Genomic DNA, 17,543 nt, shown 5'->3' with positions numbered 1-17,543 from the left:
AAAAAGTTTTATTTACATCATACCTTGTGTTTCTCTTTTTGGAGTTATCTTTTATCATAGCACAATTTTGAATGCTTCGGCATACGTAGACCCTGTCCATTACATGACAAAAAAACGCTCAGGCAACTCTGGACCGAATTACGAAACGGCCCGGATATTGCGACATGAGCGCTAATCAACTTTCAAGTAGTTCAGCTTTCCACCTGTTCACTTTGAGCCACTGATGGTGTATCTTCCACACCCTCTACACCTGTGATCATCACAGACAGTGCTGTAGACAAGTTAATTTCATAAGGCGAAGATAAAGTCTGGCCGTTCGCATCTTTTAGAACACGGATAAGTGGACGTTGAGGAACACGTGAATGAATTGATGCAACTACCCCGACCTCTCCCGTACTGAGCTTGACTGAAATACCTACTGGGTATATCGCGACGCAATCCCTGAACTTCTCCAGCATCCGTTGTTCATAGAGGGTTCCTGAACCTGTATACAACACCTCTACTGCCTGATGCGGCAGCAAGGCTTGCTTGTACACCCGATTCGTTGTCATGGCATCATACGAATCAGCAAGCGCAATCCATTTGGCATATTCATGAATTTCCTTGTCTTTCAAACCAAAGGGATATCCACTTCCATCAATTCGTTCATGGTGCTGCAATGCACAATGCGCGGATAGAAGCGGTATACCTGGTTCATCTTTGAGAATACGGTGTCCATATGTAGTGTGCTGCTGAATGATTTTGAATTCCTCATCACTCAATCTGGAGGGTTTATGCAAAATTTCTGGTGTAATCTGTGTTTTGCCGATATCATGCAACAAAGCGCCCAGACCAATCTCCATTAACTGCTGGCGTGTGTAACCCGAAGCGACACCAAGAACCAGCGTGTACACACATACATTCAGAGAATGGTTATACAGGTCAAAATCGCTGGAGTTCATGTCCATCAGCATAATCATGGCTTCCTTTTGACTGCCGATGTCTTCCAGAATCGCATTCATCACACCACTAAGCGCTTTACCGAAATGAGGAATCCGATTTTTGGTTTTCAATCCTGACATACTCTGAAATTGCTGTTTGATCTCGACCAGTGCCTTCCTTCGGGTCTCTTCCTGCAACATTTCAGGAACGATGATGTCCTCTGTCGCAGCATCTTTAATATACACATAACCGACCCCGAGATCCTTAAGGCGTCCAATCAATCGACTGTTCAGCTCTACATCCTCACTAAGTAATACAAGGCCTTCTTCACTATAAATACGTTTCCCCAGCTTCATGCCAGGCTGCAATAAGTTTATATGTACTAAACGCACAGCCTATCCTCTCCCGCTCCGTAGATGTAATTACCACTAGCCGCCGCTTCAGCAGAAGGCAAGTACTTTAAATTTAGCTTTGATGCCAGCGGGCTCGCAGGCTGTCGTCCAGAGCCCCTGGTCGTTTTATTTCCGTTTCTAGCAAATCGCGTATGAATTCCGGAAGATGATAGAGCGTACGGGTTCCATGAGCAAGAGGAGGATACCCCACATTGAACGTAAACATGTCCAGTGTCCCAACGATATACTCACATTGTTCGTCCATAGGCTCCCCATTGATGTATATGGTCTGGATCTTCTCATAGGCTGGCGCATGTGGATTGTATTGAACTTCCATTCCGTCCATACATAACGTGCCTAGAATATGACCACGAAAACCAAATCCCACAATGGGCTTACCTGAAAACTCGTCCAACAAGGACTGCTCAAGTGCTTCACGAATATGACTTCCACTCAAGCATATTGTACAAGCATTTATAGGAGATGGACATAGGGAATGCAACATTCCTTTTGTAATATTCCCTTGTGGAAGCTCTCCGAGAAGCTGACCTGCATTCACCAGAGACAGCTGTGCCCCCGTGAAATGACGGACAGCTTGTGCAAGCAATGTTGCAAACGGGGATTCCCGATCATACGTGATAGGCAGCACCCGATCCGTTATCACTGCCGTCTGATTGAGTGTTCTTTCGGCTTCCGTACGATTCGCAGCGATTGCCAGCGCAACCTGATCATCCAGTAACATACTCTTGGCAGCCATACAACCGCTACTTACCAGTTGGAGAGGTTCTCCCACATTTGTTCGTTCCAGAACCACTTTCCCAAGCCATTGGCCAAATTTTCCAGCCCCGCCCAGCACGGTCTGACCAATGACTAATGGCTCTTCGAGAACATGATGGGTATGCCCACCGAGAATAACATCAATTCCAGTAATCTGCTCCGCCAGTCTCCGATCTGTCGAAAGTCCCAGATGTGAAAGAATAACCACCACATCCACTTCATTACGTAATGCTTCCACTTGAACTTTTAATGATTCCACAGGGTCCAGAACATCCCACCCGAGCAGTTCGTAAAACGTGGTAAAAGGGGCCGTTGCCCCCAGCAGACCAACGCGAAATGGACCTTTCTCCACAATCAGAGAAGGTTTCATCCACACTGGTGCAAGTCCAGTATCTTGCTCCACAACATTGCCGCATACCACAGGACACAGAAGTCCAGCGTAGGACTGCGAGAGCTGATCTGGCGTAAAGGTTAGACCTTCGTTGTTACCGATTGTAATGGCATCGTAGCCCGTCAGGTTAATAACATCAACATTAGCCGTACCCAGTGTTCCTTCTGTGTCAACGGCCATCCGGTCCATATGATCGCCAATATCCAGTACTAGAAAGTTGCCACCTTGGTCACGTTCTTCATTAATCATAGCGGCGATGGTGCTTATGGAGCCGAAGTGGCTATGGATGTCATTGGTGTGCAGAATCGTTAACGTTTGCTTCTCCCTGGTGCTCATCACACCGCCTCCCCTGCTCTTCAATAAACGTTCATTCTTCTAATGGATAAGCATAACATTTTCCGCGTCGTTATGATATATTTAAAGGGTTTAGAGATCAAAAAAGAGGTGAGTCATATCCATGAAATTGACAATTCAACTATTTGCAGGCATTGCAGAACGTTTAAATACATCCCTTCTGGAGTTTGAGTACATTGGAGACCTTCCAACCGCTGCCGATTTAAAAGAAAAACTGAGTCTGGCCTACCCAGAGGCAGCTTCTCAGATAAGGACATCTTTTTTGGCAGTTAACCAGCAGTACGCTCCTGCCGATACTATACTTAGCTCAGAAGATGAACTTGCGTTAATCCCTCCCGTCTCTGGAGGTGATGGTACGGATATATCCGATGAAAAGCTTCGCTCTACCGTTCCAGAACATCGGACTGAAGATGGCTTATTTCTGATCACAGAGTCCACCTTGTCCGTGGAAGCAACAACGGCGCTAGTGATTACCCCGAATCACGGGGCAGCTCTTACTTTTGTAGGCACGACTCGTGAAATGACTGGTGAACAGCGCACCGTTCATCTTGAATACGAAGCCTATGTGCCGATGGCTCTTTCTCAGATGGCTGCCATTGGTGTGGAAATCTCCGATCGCTGGCCTGGTGTGTTATGTGCAATCAGTCACCGAATTGGCAAAGTGGATGTGGCAGAGATTAGTGTAGTCATTGCCGTTTCCTCGCCTCATCGCAACGACTGTTATGATGCAAGCCGTTACGCCATAGAGAGACTCAAACAGACCGTTCCCATCTGGAAAAAGGAAATTTGGGAAGATGGATCTGAATGGAAGGGACATCAATTAGGACCATGGAACCCCATGGAGAACTAAATAATGAGCCTTTACACCTTTTAGATTGAGTGGGTTAATAGTAAATAAGTCGTTGTCAACCCATTTTTTTCTTGTTATTATAATTATATGTGTCGATATTAGTCGAGAAAAGGTGGTTTATACGTGAGAGTGCATGTTACTGATCTTAAACCGGGTGACCTGTTAAAAAATGATGTATACAACAGTTCGGGTCTCCACATGCTGATGAAAGGTTCCACCCTCAGTGAAGATGACCTATCCAAACTGTTGCAACATGGAATCGAGTACGCAGATGTAGAACACACACCATCCGACCTACACTCTGATGCACAAACCTTACCTTCCGATCAGACCCGTCTGTTAACTAACTTGTTTAACGATACGATCAAAGGTACTGAATCTCTATTTCAACAAGCGATGGAGAAGGGTTTTATTGATGAGACACAGGTCGATGAGATTTTGTTTACCCTAACAGAACAGTTGGAAAAACAAAAAGATGTTGTCTCCTTGTTGCTTATGCTGGACGGGGAAAGCGATTATACGTACAACCATTCATTGCAAGTCGGAATGCTCGCTTTTTATATCGCCGGCTGGATGGGTTACAACCCCGAGGAATGTCTAACGGTAGCCAAAGCAGGATATCTTCATGATATCGGCAAGTCCAAGATTCCTTCTGAGATTTTACATAAACCTGGTAAATTGACCACGGAAGAATTTGACGAAATGAAGAAACACACATTCTATGGGTACGATATCATTAAAGAATCCACGCAGGATGAAATTCTGGCAATGGTTGCACTTCAGCATCATGAGCGCGAGGATGGAAGTGGTTATCCTCATGGACTGCGAGGAGACGAGATCCACCCATATGCCCGTATAACTGCTGTAGCAGACGTTTACAGCGCCATGACGACCAATCGGGTGTACCAGACCAAACAGGAACTGATCTCTGTTCTGTGTGAGCTGTACAGCCTCAGCTTTGGTCAGTTAAACGGTGAAGCAACGCAGGAACTGATCAAGCATATGCTACCTAATTTTATCGGTAAAAGGGTTCTGCTCACCACGGGTCAGACGGGACTCATTGTCATGAATAATCCTGCGGATTATTTCCGACCACTCGTTCAGACCTCTACAGCCTTTATCGATTTAGCGAAAGAAAGAGATATTGCTATCGTTGAAATTTATGTACAGTAGTGGTGTAACAAGCCTATCTGTTCATTGTACTCAGCACACAGGATGGATACGAAGCAACAAACAGGAAGTAGCTTGAATAACCAACTCATAGGTTGTCATATGACAAAAGGGAAGCCGATTACGGCTTCCCTTTTGTCTATTCCGATTCAATCATGTTGGATTACACGCAGAATGCTTTTGTGATGATAACCAACAGAATGAACAGTACCAAGATTGCACCAGTGTTTGTGAACATATTGTATCCGCCAACGCCGCCTACTCCGCCTACGTTGCCACCACAGCCATATCCTACTTCGCTCATGTGATTGCCTCCTCTTCATCAGGTATACCCTAACATATGACGTTTCCGGTGGAATGAACCGGGCGAACAGGCAACATTCGATAAATGGTTGTCTGTCTGCATCTACCTGAGTGGATCAGCCTTTTACTACTCCCTGTTTCTTTGCAGGGATTTATATGTCGGAATCCGAATGAACCTGGATGCCTTTTTCCTTGCGGTACATGATAACAAGTAATCTCCAAAATTCATAACTGCCTTTGTCGTTCATAATAAACGGTCGATAATAATCAAACGCTTGCTGCGCCCATGCGGGACAATCCATATTGGAAAGTTGCTCCTGTTGCTGAATCCATCCCCCTTGAATCTCCAGCGTTTTCTGCATGGCTTCAAACATTTTCTTCTGCTCAGTGGTCATCGGCGGAGCCTCCTGTTCCTGAGATCCAGTTCCGTATTCGGCCTGTAGATACGCACCCGGTTCCGTCACACCCTCTTCGCTGGCTGTATACCCATAAGATGGTGCACTTGTTTTACGAATCTCATAATGTACATGCGGACCAGTACTCTGACCTGTGCTCCCCTGATTACCGACAAGCTGGCCTCGCTTCACCTGCTGTCCAACGCTTACAGCAATACGTGAAAGGTGCGCATAACAATGCAAGTAGCCACGATGATCCTGAAGGGCAACTGTAAGCCCGTAACCGCCGAATCCGGAGCCTGTAACTCCTTCGGAAGCAAAACGTACCCTACCTTCCATAAAGGCATAGACGGGGCCATTCCAGGGCTCTGTCACGAGATCGATTCCGCGGTGAAATGTCTGTCCACCATGAATAGGATGAATTCGATAGCCGAATGAACTTGTAATCCGATAGCCCTCGAAAGGGTTTACGCTCATACACTCACATCCTTTTCTATCATTAAATGCTTAAATCTATGAAATGGCTTGTGCTATTGGTCTTATTTTATTCCACAAAAATACCGCTCAGAATATCATTATGGAAACCTTATGGTCTCTCCAACGTATATTCCAAGCGGTTCAAAACACTACTATAAATATAATAGCTATGTAATTGAAAAACGCCAAGTTCATCACTACATAAGAAATTTAAAAAAAGGTCGAAGGAATATCCCTCGACCTTTCTTCAATGATTTTGTGATTCCGTGAAATGGATCTGAAGCTTAATAGCAGCAACATCGTTCTGCTTCACGGCTTCGAAGAGCGCTGCATTGGATTAACCAATGGAGCCTTCCATTTCGAATTTGATCAATCTATTCATCTCAACGGCGTATTCCATTGGCAATTCCTTCGTGAATGGCTCAATGAAGCCCATGATAATCATCTGTGTTGCTTCCGCATCAGTCAGACCGCGGCTCATCAGGTAGAAGAGCTGATCCTCAGACACTTTGGATACTGTAGCTTCATGCTCCAGCATGATGTTATCATTCATTATTTCATTGTAAGGAATTGTATCCGATGTGGACTCATTATCGAGAATGAGTGTATCACACTTGATGTTGGATTTCGCGCCCTCAGCTTGACGTCCAAAGGAAGCCAAACCACGGTACGTTACTTTACCACCATGTTTACTGATGGACTTGGATACAATCGTAGATGTTGTATCTGGAGCCAAGTGGATCATTTTCGCACCTGCATCCTGATGCTGGTTTTTACCAGCTACAGCGATGGAGAGTACGGAACCTTTAGCTCCACGGCCTTTCAATACAACCGCTGGATATTTCATCGTCAGTTTGGAACCGATGTTACCATCGACCCATTCCATCGTTGCATTTTCTTCTGCAACCGCACGTTTCGTAACGAGGTTGTAGATGTTTGGTGCCCAGTTTTGGATCGTTGTGTAACGAACACGGGCATTTTTCTTACAGATGATCTCAACGACCGCACTATGCAGTGAGTTCGTGCTGTAGATTGGAGCTGTACAGCCCTCTACATAGTGAACGAAGCTATCTTCGTCGGCAATGATGAGTGTACGCTCGAATTGTCCCATATTCTCGGAGTTGATCCGGAAGTAGGCTTGCAGAGGCACTTCACATTTAACGCCCTTAGGCACGTAGATGAAGCTTCCTCCGGACCATACCGCACTATTCAATGCAGCAAATTTGTTATCTGCTGGCGGAATAACTGTTGCAAAATATTCACGCAGGATTTCCGGATGCTCTCTGAGAGCCGTGTCCGTATCCATGAAGATTACACCTTGGTCTTCCAATTCCTTTTGCATGTTGTGGTATACAACCTCGGACTCATACTGAGCCGATACACCTGCAAGGAACTTTTGCTCTGCTTCAGGGATACCCAATTTATCAAAGGTTTCCTTGATTTCGGAAGGAACTTCCTCCCATGTTTTACCTTGTTTTTCAGAAGCACGCACATAATATTGAATTTCATTGAAATCCAATCCGTCGAGATCTCCGCCCCATTTTGGCATTGGCATCTTTTCGAATTGTTTCAAGGATTTCAAACGGAATTCCAACATCCAATCCGGTTCATTCTTAATCTTGGAAATCTCGGTAACTACTTCTGCAGTCAGACCTTTACCGGTTTGAAAGATGGATTTGTGCTCGTCGCGAAAACCATATTTGTACTCTTCCATTTCTGGTGCTTTTTTAGCCATCTTGCTCTACCTCCCTATCGTTATTGTACTTTGTTCTCTTCGTCAATCCCTTTGCGTAATGCATTCCAGGCCAGAGTGGCACATTTGATGCGTGCAGGGAACTTGTTCACACCGGATAGGGCTTCGAGATCTTCATAATCGTCGAAATCGACTTCTTCACCTTTCATCAGTGAGGAAAAACGGTTAGCGATATCGAGTGCCTGCTCCATCGTTTTGCCTTTGACAGCCTCTGTCATCATCGATGCAGAGGACATGCTGATGGAGCAGCCTTCACCCGTATATTTGGCTTCCTGAACGATTCCGTCTTTCAGCAAAATTTGCAGTGAAATCCGGTCGCCGCACGTTGGATTGTTCAAATTCACCGTGACAGCGTCATTATCAAATGTTCCGCGGTTACGCGGGTTTTTGTAGTGGTCCATTATAACACGTCTGTACAGATCATCAAGTTGCATCGCCAAAATACTCCTTTGTCTGGATTAAGGCGCTGACAAGCCGATCTACATCTTGTTCGTTATTGTATAGATAGAAGCTGGCACGAGCTGTTGAGCTAACTTCAAGCCAGCGCATTAGCGGTTGACAGCAATGATGTCCGGCACGAATGGCTACGCCACTCGCATCCAGCACAGTTGCCACATCATGCGGATGAACATCCTCCAGATTAAAGGTAACGACACCCACATGCCGCTTGGCTGGGCCATAGATGGTTAACCCATCGATCTCAGCCAGTCGTTCTGTTGCATAAGCTGCCAGCACACTCTCATGATGTGCAATCTCATCCATACCAATCTGCTCCAGAAAATCAATGGCAGCTCCCAACCCTACCGCGCCTGCGATAATTGGGGTTCCGCCTTCGAACTTCCAGGGAAGCTCTTTCCAGTTGGATTCGTACAGACCCACATCATCAATCATTTCACCACCGAACTCAATGGGTTCCATGGACTCCAGCAGCGCCTTTTTGCCGTAGAGTGCACCGATTCCGGTTGGTCCGCACATTTTATGTCCGGATAATGCATAGAAATCACAGTCCAGATCCTGAACGTCCACCTTCATGTGAGGTGTGCTTTGTGCGCCATCAACAACGATGACAGCACCATTGCGGTGTGCAATTTCAGCAATTTGTTTCACCGGATGGATCAGACCCATAACATTGGATACATAAGCGATTGCTACAATTTTAGTATTGTTCGTAATCGTCTTCTCGACATCAGCCAATTCAATATGACCGTCAGGCTGAAGCGGAATGTATTTCAATGTTGCACCTGTCTCCTTGGCAACTTGCTGCCAAGGAATCAGATTACTATGGTGCTCCATTTGCGTGATAACAATTTCATCGCCTTCTTTGCAATTGGCGCGGGCATATGATGAAGCCACCAGATTCAGGGCTGTCGTTGTCCCGCGGGTAAAGATAATCTCCTGTGTACGGCGGGCATTGATAAACTTGGCTACCTTCTCACGTGCGCCTTCGTAGGCGTCCGTTGCACGGCTTCCAAGGGTATGAACACCGCGGTGTACGTTGGAGTTCTCATACTCATAATAATGTTTGACTGCTTCAATCACAGCATGAGGCTTCTGTGAAGTTGCAGCACTATCTAAATATACGAGCGGGTGTCCGTTAATTTCCTGGTGGAGGATCGGGAACTGCTCGCGAATGGATGGGTTCATTGTCCCAGCTTCTTCTCAATCAGAGACTGCAATTGGGTGCGCAGTGCTTCCAAAGGAATATCCGCCACCACCGGAGCCAGGAAGCCATAGATGATCAGGCGTTCGGCATCCGTACGGTTAATTCCGCGCGACATCAAGTAATGAATCTGCTCGGCATTGACTTGACCAACAGAAGCCGCGTGACCTGCTGTTACATCATCCTCATCAATAAGGAGGATTGGGTTGGCGTCTCCACGTGCTTTAGGGCTCAGCATCAACACTTTCTCTGTCTGCTGTCCATCGGCTTTGGTAGCGCCTTTCTCAATCTTCGTGATCCCGTTGATGATTGCAGAAGCTTCTTCACGCATAACTGCACGTGTAATCATCTGACTTGGTGTATTCTTGCCGAAGTGACGGGCTTCTGTGGTGTAGTTGATTTTCTGCGAACCGGAACCTACAGCGATGACTTTGGAATCAGAACTTGATCCATTGCCTTTCAGCACGGTCATCGTGTTACTCGCTGTATCGCCGTTATTCATTTCGCCTACAATCCACTCGATGGAAGCATCATTCTCCAATACTGCACGACGGAATGAAACATCAGTTACATTCACACTCAGTTGATGAACCGATGCGAAACGTACTTTAGCACCGGATTTTGCGAATACTTCCACAACACCATTATGGAAAACAGGTGCGGACAATTCGCCAGATACATAGTTATCAACATAAGTTACTGAACTGTTTGCTTCTGCAACCACAAGCACGTGAGGTGCAAACGTTGCAGATGCGTCATCCGTAAGCAACACTGCTTGCAGTGGTACTTCGATTTCGACATTTTTCGGAACATACAGGAAGACCCCGCCATTCCAAAGTGCCGCATGCAGTGCAGCGAGGGAATGCTCATCGGCTTTCACCGCTGTGTTCAGATATTGTTTTACCAGATCGCCATGTTCGCGAACCGCTGTAGCCAGATCCGTAAAGATAACTCCTTTTGCTGCCAGATCAGCAGACACTTTAGAGTATACCGTACCGGAATTGCGTTGGATAACCAGACTGCCTTCAGCTTGATCCTGAACCAGATCTTTGATAGAAGCAGGTACTTCTGTCAAAGAAGAAATGGCTTCACTTGTTTTATATGTTCCGTACTCGCTGACATTCCAGCGTTCGATTTTTTGTTTTTCCAGTTTAGGAAGCGCAAGCCCGCTCGCAAGCTTTAAAGCTTCAAGCCGCTGTTCGGTCAACCAGCCGGGTTCATTGTTGCTTTCCGACAAGGCGCGAAGCGCTTCAGATTCAACCGGAAGAATTGTTTGTGTAGTCATTAATTAATCCTCCTCCGTTTTGTCTTTACGCTTCTTGGCCTACAGTTTCGTCTGTAATTCCCAGCTCTGCCTTTACCCAGTCATACCCTTCCGCTTCCAGACGGTGAGCCAATTCAGGTCCGCCGGATTTCACGATACGACCTTGCATCATTACGTGAACATAGTCAGGCGTAATGTAGTTCAACAGACGTTGGTAGTGAGTGATGATCAGGAAGCCACGGTCTTCGCTCTTCATAGCGTTCACACCGTCAGCCACGATTTTCAAAGCATCGATGTCCAGACCGGAGTCAATTTCATCAAGTACTACGATTTTCGGATCAAGCAGCATCATTTGCAGAATCTCGTTACGTTTTTTCTCACCACCGGAGAAACCTTCATTCAGGTAACGGTGAGCGAACTCAGGATTCATGTCGAGTTCTTTCATTTTACCTTCCATTTGACGAATGAACTTGATCAGGGAGATCTCGTTACCTTCGCCACGACGTGCGTTAATTGCACTACGCAAGAAGTCGGAGTTTGTAACACCTGCAATTTCACTTGGGTATTGCATAGCCAGGAAAAGACCTGCACGTGCACGCTCATCTACTGCCATATCCAATACATCTTCACCATCAAGTGTAATTGTACCGTCTGTTACTTCATATTTAGGGTGGCCCATCAATGCAGAAGCCAGAGTGGATTTACCTGTTCCGTTTGGTCCCATGATTGCGTGGATTTCTCCACCTTTCATTTCCAGGTTGATGCCTTTCAGGATTTCCTTACCTTCGATCGTCGCTTTCAGACCTTCAATGACGAAATTCGTAGCCATGTGTATTGTTTCCCTCCATTGATTAAATTGATGTTGTTGTCGAAAAAGAAAAAGCGCCTATTATATCTGAACAGGGCTTCCCCTGAATTTCTCCTGTACTTGAATCTTTCAAAGCAAGAACACTTTAGAATAATTCTAAACTGATTCTCAATGATAATCAAGTCATTTCCTAAGAACGTTTGTCCCTTGCAGGAAACATTATTCTTTCTGATTCTATATTAAAAGACAAATTGAATCAAATTAGAAAACATCTTACTCACAAATGTACAGTGAGAAAAATCACAGCAATTCAAGCTTTTATGTCATCTGTTGTACACTAATCTAAAAAAAGGACTTATCCATATCATGGACAAGTCCCTCCGTTAAATAACGTTATTATTTACAATTTGAGCATCTCGTTAATCTTCTGTACCTGTTCGTCAAAATCCGCAACGTCCACCACCGGCGTCATTTCGCGCGGCACCGGACCATTCGGAATAGAAATCCATGAACGACAACCGTTATATTCAGGCAGTACGGGGATTTCCATCGGTTCTTTCAAAAGGTACACACGTAAAATCAATACATGGAGCGGATCTTTCCGTTTCCATTTCAAACGGTCTTCGGCAAAATCCGCTGTCCACATATGAAAGTCAAGAAGTCGATCCAGCATCTCCTGATCTCGTATCTCCAGATCCTGCGTTACTTCGGCATATGCAGTAATACGGATTGTCGAAGCTTCGGGCACCCATTCGGCCAGTGATTCTTCAACATAGGATTGATCCGAGGACTTAATCAGTTCTTTACGCTGATGTTCATAAGTCGGATACAGGTAAAACGCCGGACTTTTCAGCTCAAAATGTCGGGTTTCCTCTACAATTCCACCTTTGCGCATCACCATAATTTGGCGACCCGTTTCCAGTGCTTTGATTGCAGAAGCCCATTCTTTTAAAGCCGGTATCGTTGGTTCTAACATAAGCGGTTCCCTCCCCTATCGTTCTTGTCAGCAGTATAGACGCTCAGGGCGTTTCTGACAACAAAGATCCGAGCTCAGAAAGCTTACGTAAGAGACCCACTTGTATTAGGCAAAATCTTGGTAATATTAACCAAGGAAAGAGCGAAGCATCCACATGTGTTTCTCCAGGTCAGCCTTAAAGCCTGTCAGCATATCGGATGTTGGTTGATCTTCAGCTGCATCTGCAACTTCGATACCTTCCTGATATTCATTCGAAAGTGTTGCGAAGTCCTCGATCAGGTTTTGCACCATTGTTTTTGCATCTTCTCCGCCTGCTGCTTCCTGGATAGAGGAAAGCTCCAGATACTCTTTCATTGTAGCCGCTGGGCTTCCTTTCAGCGTAAGGATACGCTCTGCGATTTCATCCATTTGTACTGTAACTTCGTTGTAGAACTCTTCGAATTTCACATGCAACGTGAAGAAGTTAGGTCCTTTAACATACCAGTGATAGTTATGGATTTTAACATACAATACGTTCAGGTTTGCTACCTGACGATTAAGTACTTGTTCCACCGATTTTGCTTGATCTGTTTTGTTTTTTGTAGCCATATTAATCCCATCCTTTTATTTAAAATTAGTCTGTCATGTCATGATAAGCAGGTTGTCCCGCAATGCATAACAGAGAGTTAATAGTGTGTCACCACATGTAGTGGAGAGGCTTGTTAACGGTGTTTCTCTCAACCGTCCGGCCTATTTGTTTTTACCCTTGAACCGGAAGTTCGAATCAGGATCAACTTGACTTGTCTCAAAAAAAAGTTCAAAAACCGCGTTATTTCCGATATACTGACATATACCAAGCAAAGAAGTGGGTTTTCCTGTTTCTTCATATATATGGAGGTGGCACCCTTGTCCCAATATCGCCCGTTTACCCCCCAAGATGCAATTGAACTGGCCAGAACATTACCGGGTCCATTTGCGGCAGATGCAAATCTGGATTGTCACGAGATCGGCGACGGCAATCTGAATTTGGTATTCCACATCACGGATCAGAACTCCGATAAAAGTATCATTATCAAACAGGCGCTTCCTTATGCGAAAGTGGTTGGAGAATCATGGCCGCTCTCTCTGGTACGTGCCCGCATTGAACGTGAGATTCTTCAGGAAGAGTATCGACTGTGTCCAGGGATGGTACCCGAAGTGTATCATTACGATGATGACCTTGCGTTAACAGTTATGGAAGATCTGAGTGATCATGTGATCATGCGCAAAGGCCTGATCGAAGGTGTTTCCTATCCTCTTTTTGCACAGCATATTGGGGAATTCATGGCAAGAACGCTGTTCTTCACATCCGACTTGGGCATGGATCAGCAATTGAAGAAGGAACAACAGGGCAGATTCATTAATCCGGACCAATGTAAAATAACGGAGGATCTGATCTTTGATGAACCCTACCGGATCGCCGAGAAAAATAATTATGATGTTTCCATTGAAGACGAGGCTGAAGCCCTTCGTACAGATGGAGAGCTTCACCTTGAAGTGGCCTTGCTGCGGGAAAAATTCCTGACACACGGACAGGCACTGCTTCATGGAGATCTGCATACAGGCAGTATTTTTGTTACACCTGAAACAACCAAGGTCATCGATCCCGAATTTGCATATTACGGCCCCATGGGATTCGATGTTGGTGCAGTCCTTGCGAACCTGCTCTTGAATTACGCATCCCTGCCAGGATGGATTCAGGATGAGACTGCTTTGCGTGAGCGTGAGACGCTTTTGCTGAATATGGTTCGTGATGTATGGACTGAATTCGAATCTCGTTTCCGTGCCCTCTGGGTTAATGACCTCGTTGATCCGATGGCAAAAACACCAGGCTATCAAGATCTGTATGTGCAACAATTGTTCAGAGATTCGATCGGCTTTGCAGGTGCCAAAATGGTTCGTCGTATCGTGGGACTCGCTCACGTGGCGGATATAGATACGATTCCAAATGCGACTGAACGTGAACATGCTCAGCGTAAAGCGTTGTCGATTGGTAAAGCATTGATCAAGAACAATCGTCGCTTGAATACCATCGGCGAAGTACTGGATATTGTATCCACAGCTGTTACTACTACTAAGGCTTAACATAAGGAACGGAGGGAACCCCCTATGACAACCCCTGAATATCAGCCTCTGTCCTCTCTTATCTGGAAAAAGGACAAGCTTGAGATGCTTGACCAGCGTCTGTTGCCCGAAACGATCCTCATGTTGAAACTGTATACACCCGAGGAAGTATGGGAATCCATCCACTCCATGAAAGTACGCGGTGCTCCGGCGATTGGTATTGCTGCTGCATTTGGTGTTGTATTGGGTGCCAAATCATATGACGGAACAACCGTTCAAGGTTGGTTGGATCACGTAAAATCCATATGTGCTCATCTGGCTACTTCCCGACCAACAGCGGTGAACCTTTTCTGGGCACTGGATCGCATGATGCAAAAAGCAAATGAGGTCGTTGAATCCGGCCTGAGCCTGGATGAGGGCAATGATGCTCTTGAAGTAGAAGCTCTGTTGATTCAGAAGGAAGACGAAGAAGTATGCCGCATGATCGGCGAGAATGCACTGCCATTGTTCGAAGATGGTATGGGTGTACTCACTCACTGTAATGCAGGTGGACTGGCTACTGCGAAATATGGTACGGCAACCGCTCCAATGTATCTCGCACAGGAACGTGGTATTCACCTGAAAGTATTTGCAGATGAAACTCGTCCCGTACTTCAGGGTGCACGCCTGACTGCATTTGAGTTACAACAAGCCGGCATTGATGTTACGCTGCTCTGTGATAACATGGCAGGTATGGTCATGTCCAAAGGTTGGATTCAAGCGGTTATCGTCGGAACAGATCGCGTTGCAGCGAATGGTGACGTAGCTAACAAAATCGGAACATACAGTGTGGCTGTGCTTGCCAAGGCTCACAATATTCCGTTCTATGTAGCAAGTCCATTGTCGACTATCGACTTGTCCACTCCATCCGGCGACCTGATTCCAATTGAGGAACGTGCTGCGGAGGAAGTGACCGAAGGATTTGGCAAACGTACAGCACCGCAAGGTGTCAAAGTATACAATCCAGCATTTGACGTAACGCCTAACGAATATGTAACAGCTATTATCACGGAAAAAGGCGTTGTTCGCGCACCTTTCCAAGAAAACCTGGCTGCCTTGTTCGCGAAGGAAGAAGCTTAATTTAATGAAAAGCGTTCGTTTGTATAGAGGTAGGAGCTACGATGTGCCAGGCTCTGCATTACGACGTTAAAGAAGGGCTTCCCACATGGGGAGCCCTTTTGTTAGTAATTAGACCATTTTCAACAAAGCCTCTACACCCGTCATGCCAACCGTAATGCCCATGGCCTCGGCTTCTGTTGTCACCGATTCCATAGGTGCATGCAACAATTGCTCCAGTGTACGCACTCCAACCGCCCGAGCCGCAATAATTTTGCGATCCCCGAGCTTCTCATTAAGTAATCCCACGTCGAGTGCTCCGCACATGATATATCCTTTGGATGTGTTAATCGTCAGTAATGTCGTTTTGGGCAGCTTGACTTCCACCCCAACCAATACATGCTCTCCAACTACAATGGGCTCCATCGTCACCATAATTTCCCGATCCACCTCCTCTTCCACAGGTCACGATAATTGTATGCCTCATTCTGGATTGTCGTGTGGACACCTGCCGTGTTTGAGAAAATGTGGGTACTTACAGTTCAAATATACTGTTGGTAAATCTTTTCGCAGACTTAGATAGTAGAAATATTCTTTAATAGTATTAATTCACTTAATGTCCAATATGCGTTTTTTTGTTTGCGCGTTTCACGTACTCACTGGCTAACGTTAAAATAGACGCAATTATAAGCGCCTTCACTGTATGTACTTATAGGGTAACAAGGCAGTTGCAATTTATCATCTTAAATTTATTCAGTTTATTTTACATGTTACTTTTTAAATTTTTTTCTGTAATTTAACAAGGGGATCAATAATCCCCTTGCATTTATCACAATGCCATTTTAAAAAATAGTATTAAAACGCTACCCAACCATTGGTAGGTGTCATATTAGAATGACTGGTAGTGAAAGAATAATATCTATGCGATGGAGTTGAAGCTTTAATATTTATTCCTAATGTATCGCTTAAAAAGCCAGCAGCCCCTGTTGCTCTCATAGTCCAAGTGCCCGATGCATTGAAGTAGCCCTCAGAAATGAAACCCGGACTATTGTTTGATGTTTCGCTCAAAAAATATAATGGATTTTTATTCGTATGACCTTGTATAACTTGAAGAGGTTTTACTGCCACGCTTCCATTGTGCTCCCAACTGACTGTCAGAGTGATAGTAGTTGTATCAATGCCAAAAGCTGCTAATTTAACAGAGCGGCTAACTGATGCATGTTGATTGGCTTGTGCGGCTAAAGCATTCGTTGAAAATTGATTTGCTTGACTATCTTCTATTGTGGTAGTCTCTACTTCAATAAAAATTTCCTTATACTTGTCTTCATATAATGAACCCTCCTTACCAGATAACATATCACCTATCGCATTTACATAATCTTCTGAAGCGATAAAGTTCAGGAAAGCATTTTGCTTGGAAGGCACTAAGTTGGTAAACTGTTCCAAAGTCTCAATAGCTTCTGTATCTCCCTCACTAATAAGTTGATTTAAATAATTCACATATTCCTCAGCAGTATATTCTACTGGTTCAGATGAAGCATTTGCTAATGCCGTAGATGCAAATAACGTTGTTACTAGAACTAGTAAGAGCGAAACTTTTGATAATTTCCTTAACATTGAATCAATTCCCTTCAATTGGTTATATAGTAGTATAGGCAAGGTGATATTAATATGTTACCATTAATTAGGAAATTTGAAACAGTTATTCTAAATATTCTCAAAAGGTGATGATAACTTGAAAAAAAATGGATTTATGTGGATTGTAATAGTTATAGTAGCTATAATGGTCGTTATGGGAATTTTATATTTCTTCGTTGAATCTGCATAAAGAATAAGGGAGATCTCTGAGATAATTATCTCTGGTCTCCCTTTCGA

Annotated in this window: 17 protein-coding genes; 4 read left to right on the top strand and 13 right to left on the bottom strand. The window is 44.9% G+C overall.

The window, feature by feature from the left end:
* Positions 1-191 precede the first annotated feature (191 nt).
* Positions 192-1,313 (bottom strand): HD-GYP domain-containing protein, encoded by a 1,122-nt coding sequence (locus MKZ13_RS09645; RefSeq protein ID WP_339183612.1) that lies wholly within the window; start codon positions 1,311-1,313, stop codon positions 192-194.
* A gap of 73 nt (positions 1,314-1,386) precedes the next feature.
* A complete protein-coding gene (locus MKZ13_RS09640; protein ID WP_339183610.1) occupies positions 1,387-2,817 on the bottom strand; it encodes a 5'-nucleotidase C-terminal domain-containing protein in 1,431 nt (476 codons plus the stop codon).
* Between the two features lie 121 nt (positions 2,818-2,938).
* On the opposite strand from MKZ13_RS09640, the gene MKZ13_RS09635 reads away from it, so the two are divergent.
* Both MKZ13_RS09635 and MKZ13_RS09630 read left to right on the top strand, forming a co-directional pair.
* Positions 2,939-3,685, top strand: coding sequence for a molybdenum cofactor biosynthesis protein MoaE (locus MKZ13_RS09635; RefSeq protein WP_339183608.1), 747 nt, complete (start codon positions 2,939-2,941; stop codon positions 3,683-3,685).
* A gap of 123 nt (positions 3,686-3,808) precedes the next feature.
* Positions 3,809-4,858: an HD-GYP domain-containing protein gene (locus tag MKZ13_RS09630; RefSeq protein WP_221823089.1), complete on the top strand. Its 1,050-nt coding sequence runs from the start codon at positions 3,809-3,811 to the stop codon at positions 4,856-4,858.
* 160 nt (positions 4,859-5,018) lie between these two features.
* Here MKZ13_RS09630 and MKZ13_RS09625 read toward each other — a convergent pair whose 3' ends face one another.
* The 9 genes from MKZ13_RS09625 to MKZ13_RS09585 form a co-directional block, all read right to left on the bottom strand.
* Positions 5,019-5,159 carry a hypothetical protein gene (locus tag MKZ13_RS09625; protein WP_017689533.1) on the bottom strand — a complete coding sequence of 47 codons (141 nt, stop codon included), beginning with the start codon at positions 5,157-5,159 and terminating at the stop codon, positions 5,019-5,021.
* Positions 5,160-5,310: 151 nt separating this feature from the next.
* Complete coding sequence (locus MKZ13_RS09620; RefSeq protein WP_339183605.1) at positions 5,311-6,030, bottom strand: M23 family metallopeptidase; 720 nt, start codon at positions 6,028-6,030, stop codon at positions 5,311-5,313.
* Between the two features lie 337 nt (positions 6,031-6,367).
* Complete coding sequence (gene sufB, locus MKZ13_RS09615) at positions 6,368-7,765, bottom strand: Fe-S cluster assembly protein SufB (protein WP_076209130.1); 1,398 nt, start codon at positions 7,763-7,765, stop codon at positions 6,368-6,370.
* A 20-nt stretch (positions 7,766-7,785) separates the two neighbouring features.
* A complete protein-coding gene (gene sufU, locus MKZ13_RS09610; protein WP_017689537.1) occupies positions 7,786-8,217 on the bottom strand; it encodes a Fe-S cluster assembly sulfur transfer protein SufU in 432 nt (143 codons plus the stop codon).
* On the bottom strand, positions 8,207-9,427 hold the full coding sequence (locus MKZ13_RS09605) for a cysteine desulfurase (protein ID WP_339183602.1): 1,221 nt from the start codon (positions 9,425-9,427) through the stop codon (positions 8,207-8,209). The genes sufU and MKZ13_RS09605 overlap by 11 nt, the downstream gene beginning before the upstream one ends.
* Entirely contained in the window at positions 9,424-10,728 is a 1,305-nt protein-coding gene (sufD, locus tag MKZ13_RS09600) for a Fe-S cluster assembly protein SufD (RefSeq protein WP_036609929.1), read from the bottom strand. Before sufD ends, MKZ13_RS09605 begins: the two co-directional genes overlap by 4 nt.
* A 25-nt stretch (positions 10,729-10,753) precedes the next feature.
* Positions 10,754-11,536: a Fe-S cluster assembly ATPase SufC gene (gene sufC, locus MKZ13_RS09595; RefSeq protein ID WP_017689540.1), complete on the bottom strand. Its 783-nt coding sequence runs from the start codon at positions 11,534-11,536 to the stop codon at positions 10,754-10,756.
* A 379-nt stretch (positions 11,537-11,915) separates the two neighbouring features.
* Positions 11,916-12,491, bottom strand: a complete 576-nt coding sequence (locus MKZ13_RS09590; RefSeq protein WP_017689541.1) for a DUF1802 family protein — start codon at positions 12,489-12,491, stop codon at positions 11,916-11,918.
* Between the two features lie 126 nt (positions 12,492-12,617).
* On the bottom strand, positions 12,618-13,079 hold the full coding sequence (locus MKZ13_RS09585; protein ID WP_017689542.1) for a Dps family protein: 462 nt from the start codon (positions 13,077-13,079) through the stop codon (positions 12,618-12,620).
* 297 nt (positions 13,080-13,376) lie between these two features.
* On the opposite strand from MKZ13_RS09585, the gene mtnK reads away from it, so the two are divergent.
* Both mtnK and mtnA read left to right on the top strand, forming a co-directional pair.
* Entirely contained in the window at positions 13,377-14,594 is a 1,218-nt protein-coding gene (gene mtnK / locus MKZ13_RS09580; RefSeq protein ID WP_339185373.1) for an S-methyl-5-thioribose kinase, read from the top strand.
* A 24-nt stretch (positions 14,595-14,618) separates the two neighbouring features.
* Entirely contained in the window at positions 14,619-15,692 is a 1,074-nt protein-coding gene (gene mtnA, locus MKZ13_RS09575; protein ID WP_036609936.1) for an S-methyl-5-thioribose-1-phosphate isomerase, read from the top strand.
* Between the two features lie 108 nt (positions 15,693-15,800).
* Here mtnA and MKZ13_RS09570 read toward each other — a convergent pair whose 3' ends face one another.
* Together MKZ13_RS09570 and MKZ13_RS09565 are read right to left on the bottom strand one after the other, a co-directional pair.
* Positions 15,801-16,103 (bottom strand): DUF1805 domain-containing protein, encoded by a 303-nt coding sequence (locus MKZ13_RS09570; RefSeq protein ID WP_339183597.1) that lies wholly within the window; start codon positions 16,101-16,103, stop codon positions 15,801-15,803.
* Between the two features lie 420 nt (positions 16,104-16,523).
* Positions 16,524-17,285, bottom strand: a complete 762-nt coding sequence (locus tag MKZ13_RS09565) for a hypothetical protein (RefSeq protein WP_339183594.1) — start codon at positions 17,283-17,285, stop codon at positions 16,524-16,526.
* Between the last annotated feature and the right edge of the window lie 258 nt (positions 17,286-17,543).

The organism is Paenibacillus sp. FSL R5-0701 (genome assembly GCF_037973995.1).
Lineage (GTDB): Bacteria > Bacillota > Bacilli > Paenibacillales > Paenibacillaceae > Paenibacillus.
This window is presented reverse-complemented; position numbering and strand designations above follow the sequence as displayed.

What these genes read in the sequence shown, in the direction of transcription:
- MKZ13_RS09635 (WP_339183608.1), top strand. Translation starts at nt 2,939, where the DNA reads ATGAAATTGACAATTCAACTATTTGCAGGCATTGCAGAACGTTTAAAT.
- sufB (WP_076209130.1), bottom strand. Translation starts at nt 7,765, where the DNA reads ATGGCTAAAAAAGCACCAGAAATGGAAGAGTACAAATATGGTTTTCGC.
- MKZ13_RS09640 (WP_339183610.1), bottom strand. Translation starts at nt 2,817, where the DNA reads ATGAGCACCAGGGAGAAGCAAACGTTAACGATTCTGCACACCAATGAC.
- MKZ13_RS09570 (WP_339183597.1), bottom strand. Translation starts at nt 16,103, where the DNA reads ATGGTGACGATGGAGCCCATTGTAGTTGGAGAGCATGTATTGGTTGGG.
- MKZ13_RS09625 (WP_017689533.1), bottom strand. Translation starts at nt 5,159, where the DNA reads ATGAGCGAAGTAGGATATGGCTGTGGTGGCAACGTAGGCGGAGTAGGC.
- sufD (WP_036609929.1), bottom strand. Translation starts at nt 10,728, where the DNA reads ATGACTACACAAACAATTCTTCCGGTTGAATCTGAAGCGCTTCGCGCC.
- MKZ13_RS09620 (WP_339183605.1), bottom strand. Translation starts at nt 6,030, where the DNA reads ATGAGCGTAAACCCTTTCGAGGGCTATCGGATTACAAGTTCATTCGGC.
- MKZ13_RS09590 (WP_017689541.1), bottom strand. Translation starts at nt 12,491, where the DNA reads ATGTTAGAACCAACGATACCGGCTTTAAAAGAATGGGCTTCTGCAATC.
- MKZ13_RS09565 (WP_339183594.1), bottom strand. Translation starts at nt 17,285, where the DNA reads ATGTTAAGGAAATTATCAAAAGTTTCGCTCTTACTAGTTCTAGTAACA.
- sufC (WP_017689540.1), bottom strand. Translation starts at nt 11,536, where the DNA reads ATGGCTACGAATTTCGTCATTGAAGGTCTGAAAGCGACGATCGAAGGT.
- sufU (WP_017689537.1), bottom strand. Translation starts at nt 8,217, where the DNA reads ATGCAACTTGATGATCTGTACAGACGTGTTATAATGGACCACTACAAA.
- MKZ13_RS09605 (WP_339183602.1), bottom strand. Translation starts at nt 9,427, where the DNA reads ATGAACCCATCCATTCGCGAGCAGTTCCCGATCCTCCACCAGGAAATT.
- mtnA (WP_036609936.1), top strand. Translation starts at nt 14,619, where the DNA reads ATGACAACCCCTGAATATCAGCCTCTGTCCTCTCTTATCTGGAAAAAG.
- MKZ13_RS09585 (WP_017689542.1), bottom strand. Translation starts at nt 13,079, where the DNA reads ATGGCTACAAAAAACAAAACAGATCAAGCAAAATCGGTGGAACAAGTA.